We start from the raw sequence: 4,712 nt of genomic DNA, 5'->3' as shown, positions 1-4,712 counted from the left end.
CTCCCCAACCCTCCCCCGCACGACGCCGGATGTTTCCGGCGTCGTCTCTTGGGAACTGAACTCGGCAACAGCCGAGTTCGGGCGGGAGAGGGGGCAAGACCACGCCTTGTTTCGAGCTGAGACACGACCCGCACGCGGGAGAGGGAGAGCCTCGCCGAATCGGTCGCTCCCGGCGCGGTGGAGCTGCCGCTCGCCGGCCCGGAGGATGACGACACCGGCCTGCCCGCCGCCCTGGGCGAGATCGACGATCCCGATCCGGGGACGTGCGCAAGCTGGAGCGCTGCCACGCCGCGGCGTGACGTTCGCGCCGGGCGCTCCATCCCTCACAGCATGCCGATGGAGATCCACGGCACCGCCGCCACCAGCACCAGCCCGGCGAACAGCGCCACCAGATAGGGCCAGATGGCGCCGATGGCCTCGTCGGGCGAGACGTTGCCGATCTTGCAGGCGAGGAAGAAGCCGATGCCGATGGGCGGCGTCATCAGGCCGATATTCATGGCCGTGACGATGACCATGGAATAGTGCACGTCGTTGATGCCGAGCTTGCGGGCGATGGGATACATCAGCGGCGCCATGAGCACGATGGCCGGCAGGCCTTCCAGGATGCAGCCCAGCACCAGGAAGACGATGATGCTCACCGCCATGAAGCCGATCCAGCCGCCGGGCAGGGCGGCCATGAGGCTGGCCAGTTCGTTGGCGATGCCGGCCTGGGTGATGGCCCAGGCCATGCCCACCGCGCAGGCGAGGATGACGAGGATGGCCCCGGTGAGGGCCGCCGTCTCCACCAGCATGCGGTAGAAGGTGCGCAGCGAGATGCCGCCATAGAGCACGATGCCCACGAACAGCGCGTAGACCACGGCGATGGTGGAGACCTCGGTGGCGGTGGCGACGCCGCCCGACACCGCGCTGCGGATGAGGAAGGGCAGCACCAGCGCCGGCGCCGCCACCAGCAGGGTGCGCCAGACAAGGCCGGCGGAGGGGCGCGTGACGCCGGTCATGTCCTCGTCCCGCGCCTTCAGGCGCGCCAGCGCGGCGAGGACGGCGAGCAGCACCATGGCCACCACGAAGCCTGAGGTGAACAGGGCCGCGATGGACACCCCCGCCACCGAGCCGAGCACGATCAGCACGATGGAGGGCGGCACCGTGTCGGCCATGGCGGCGCCGGTGGCAAGCAGCGCGATCATCTCCCTCGGCTTGTGGCCGCGCCGCTTCATCTCCGGGAACAGGGCCGGGGCCACCGTCGCCATGTCGGAGACCTTGGAGCCGGAAATGCCCGAGACCACGAACAGCGAGCCGAGCAGCACATAGGACATGCCGGCCTTCACATGGCCGAGCAGGGAGGCGAGGAAATCCACGATCGCCTTGCCCATGCCCGTATGGTCGAGGATGCAGCCGAGCAGCACGAAGACCGGCACCGACAGCAGGATGAGGCTGGACATGCCCTCGTCCATGCGGCCGATCATGACGATGAGCGGCACCCGGGTGGCGAAGGCGAGATAGGAGGCGGTGCCGATGCCGAAGCAGAAGGCGATGGGCACGCCGGCCGCCAGCGCCACCACCACGAAGCCCACGAGGCAGATGACGATGGCGGTGTTGCCGGCCTTCATCAAAGCGGGGCTCGCGAGCCACAGCGCGCCGAGCACGAAGGCGATGACGCCGAGCGACAGTGCGAGGTCGCGCACCGTGGAGCGCCGCACGGCGGAGGCCACGGCGAGCGCCGCCATGGCGCAGATGCCCACCGGCAGGGCCGCCGCGCGCACGCTGCCGGGAATGCCGAGGGCGGGCAGGGTGATGAAGCTTTCCTCCGACGCGTAGTCGTAGGCGGGATAGGCGAGGGCCACCAGCAGGGTCGCGACCAAAAGCAGCGCCAGCGTGTCCACGAAGCGTCGCGCATCGTGCGGCAGGAGGCCGAGGAACAGGGTCAGGCGCAGGTGCTCGTTGCGGTCGATGGCGATGACCGAGCCCAGCATGGCGAGCCAGATGAAGCAGATGGAGGCGACCTCGTCGCCCCAGATGATGGGCAGCGCCAGCAGGTAGCGCGACAGCGCGCCGGCCAGCAGCAGGGTGACCACCACCACGAGCAGCAGCGCGGCGATGGCCTCCACCGGCCGCATGAAGGCCGAGCCGCGGCGCGCGTCGGTCTCGGCGGCGAGGGGCAGAATGTCGTCGGCGGTGGCCATGGTGGGGGTTCCGTTGCGGTCGTCTCGGCGCGCAGCTCTGCCCCGGGTTGCCGGGGCGGCGTGCATATCAGGGGATGTCATGCCCCGATTGGCCGGAAGCGTCCACTCTGTGCCCGCTTCCCAAAGGTGCGGCGGGCGGCGACCCCTCGGGTCCGGCTCTCGGCTTCGGGACGCGGGGCGAGCATTCCGCAGGCGGCCTCTCCATGCCCGCGTCCGGCCATGACGATGCGGCGCGCTGCGGGGCCGGCACCTCCCCACAGGGGATGGGCCGGTCCCGGACGCTCAGGACAGCTTGCCCGTATAGGTTTCGAGGATGGACCAGGCCTCGTCGCCATACTTGCCCTTCCACTCGGCGTAGAAGCCGGCCTTGCGCAGCTGCTCGCGGAACGAGTCCACCTTGGGCTCGTTGAAGGCGAGGCCCTTCTCGCTCAGCTCCTTGCGCAGGGTATTGTTCAGCACGAGCACGTCCTCGCGCTCCTTCAGGCCGGCGGCGTTGATGTTTTTCGCCACGATGGTGCGCAGGTCGTCCGGCAGGCGCTCGAAGGCGCGGCGGTTGGCGAGGAACCAGAAGCCGTCCCACATGTGGTTGGTGACGGAGCAGTATTTCTGCACCTCGTAGAGCTTCGCCGTGGCGATGATGGCGAGGGGGTTTTCCTGTGCGTCCACGGTGCGGGTCTGGAGCGCGGTGTAGACCTCGGCGAAGTTGAGGCTCGCGGGCGCGCTCTCGAACGCCTTGAACATGGAGGTCCAGAGCGGGGAGACCGGGACGCGGATCTTCAGGCCCTTCAGGTCGGCCGCGGTCTCGATGGGCCTGGTGGAGGTGGTGATCTGGCGGAAGCCGTTGTCCCAGATCTTGTCCATGGCGACGATGCCGGCCTTGGCGATCTGGCCGCGCACATAGGTGCCGAGCTCGCCGTCCATGGCCTTCCAGACGCTCGCATAGTCCGGGAAGGCGAAGCCGATGCCGCTTACCGAGGCGTTGGGCACCAGGGTGGAGAGGATGAGCGGGGAGAGGGTGAAGAACTCGATGCCGCCCGAGCGCAGCTGGCTCAGCATGTCGGTGTCGCCGCCGAGCTGGCTGGAGGGGAACACCTTGATCTCGACGCGGCCCTGGGTCTCGGCCCTGATCTTGTCCGCCATCTCGCCGGCGCGCACGTTCATGGGGTGCGTGATCGGCAGGTTGTTGGCGTATTTGTAGGAGAATTCCGCGCCCTGCGCGCGCGCGACGAAGGGGGCGAACACGCCGCCCGCAAGCGCGCCGGCCGCGCCGGCCTTGAAAAGGGTGCGACGGTTCAGCGTCATCCTCGATGCTCCTCCTCGTGCGGCCCGTTCGGACCGGTTTCCTCATTCGGGTCCAGTATATGGACCTCTTGATCCCAGGCTCATGCTGGCCCGCTTGTGGGATTTTCGCAAGCCTATTATGGTCGTCGAAGACGCTGCGCTGCGGCGATCTCAATGATATCAACATCCAGGTCCACATATTGGATCAGGGGAGCGCGCGTGGGACGGGCACCGAAGTCCTCCTCCGTCCGGCCCGGCCTCGAGCCGGATCTGGCCGGCGGCGAATCCGCAGGTGAAATCGCGGCGGGCGGGGGGACGCAGAGCATCGAGCGGGCGGTGGCGCTGCTCATCATGGTGGGCCGGGCGGCCCCCGAGGGCGCGCGGCTCAGCGATCTCGTGCGGGCGTCGGGCCTGCCCAAGCCGACCGCGCGGCGGGTGCTGCTGGCGCTGGTGCGCACCGGCCTCCTCGACCAGGACGAGGTGACGCGGCGCTATCACATCGGGCCGGAAGCCTATGTGCTCGGCACCCTGGCCGGCACCCGCTTCGGCATCCATGCCCTCGCGCTCGACGGCCTCGCCCGCATCGCCCGCGCCAGCGGCGACTGCGCCTTCCTCTCCGTGCCGCGCGGCGCCTTCTCGGTGTGCCTGCACCGGGAGGAGGGCACCTGGCCCATCCGCACCCATGTGCTGCAGGCGGGAGACCGCCATCCGCTCGGCATCGGCGCGGGCGGCCTCGCGCTCCTCGCCGCTTTGCCGGACGAGGAGGTGGAGCGCATGCTGGCCGCCAATGCCGAGGCTTTGGAAAGCGCCTATCCCGGCTACAGCGTGCGCCTGCTGCGCGAGCACGTGGCGGACGCCCGCGCCCGCGGCTATGCGCTCAATCCCGGCCTTTATGTCGCCGGCTCCTGGGGCATCGGCGTGCCGGTGCTGGGGCCGGACGGGCGCCCGGCGGGGGCGCTCTCCATCGCCGCCATCGAAAGCCGGCTCTCGCCCGAGCGGCAGCTTCAGTTGGTACCCCTGCTCCGGCGCGAGGCCGAGGCGCTGGAAGCCGCCCTCGGCCGCCGGCCCCTCGGCGAGCATCCCCCTGGCGTGCGTCCGCACGGGCGCGCCGTCGCCAAAGTCGCACCGTGATGTTCCCCCGCTCCCTCCGGCCAAGCGCCGCCGCTCTCCCTCTCCCGCTTGCGGGAGAGGGTCGGGGAGGGGGCTGCCGGAGGGCGAGGGCGCTGTGCCCGGCGCCCATCGCATCTGCCC

General features: G+C 69.9%; 3 protein-coding genes. 1 reads left to right on the top strand and 2 read right to left on the bottom strand.

Translation table 11 applies throughout. The features are described from left to right. Positions 1-323: 323 nt before the first annotated feature. Positions 324-2,180 carry a TRAP transporter large permease subunit gene (locus tag K9U40_RS22065; RefSeq protein WP_282892260.1) on the bottom strand — a complete coding sequence of 619 codons (1,857 nt, stop codon included), beginning with the start codon at positions 2,178-2,180 and terminating at the stop codon, positions 324-326. A gap of 282 nt (positions 2,181-2,462) precedes the next feature. Further along, positions 2,463-3,482, bottom strand: a complete 1,020-nt coding sequence (locus tag K9U40_RS22060; protein WP_282892259.1) for a TRAP transporter substrate-binding protein — start codon at positions 3,480-3,482, stop codon at positions 2,463-2,465. A gap of 198 nt (positions 3,483-3,680) precedes the next feature. Between K9U40_RS22060 and K9U40_RS22055 the strand changes: the two genes are divergently transcribed. Next, complete coding sequence (locus tag K9U40_RS22055; RefSeq protein ID WP_282892258.1) at positions 3,681-4,592, top strand: IclR family transcriptional regulator; 912 nt, start codon at positions 3,681-3,683, stop codon at positions 4,590-4,592. Positions 4,593-4,712 lie beyond the last annotated feature (120 nt).

Source organism: Xanthobacter autotrophicus, assembly GCF_030015065.1.
Lineage (GTDB): Bacteria > Pseudomonadota > Alphaproteobacteria > Rhizobiales > Xanthobacteraceae > Xanthobacter > Xanthobacter autotrophicus_D.
This window is presented reverse-complemented; position numbering and strand designations above follow the sequence as displayed.

Coding starts and splice junctions, on each gene's coding strand:
- K9U40_RS22065 (WP_282892260.1), bottom strand. CDS start 2,180: ATGGCCACCGCCGACGACATTCTGCCCCTCGCCGCCGAGACCGACGCG.
- K9U40_RS22060 (WP_282892259.1), bottom strand. CDS start 3,482: ATGACGCTGAACCGTCGCACCCTTTTCAAGGCCGGCGCGGCCGGCGCG.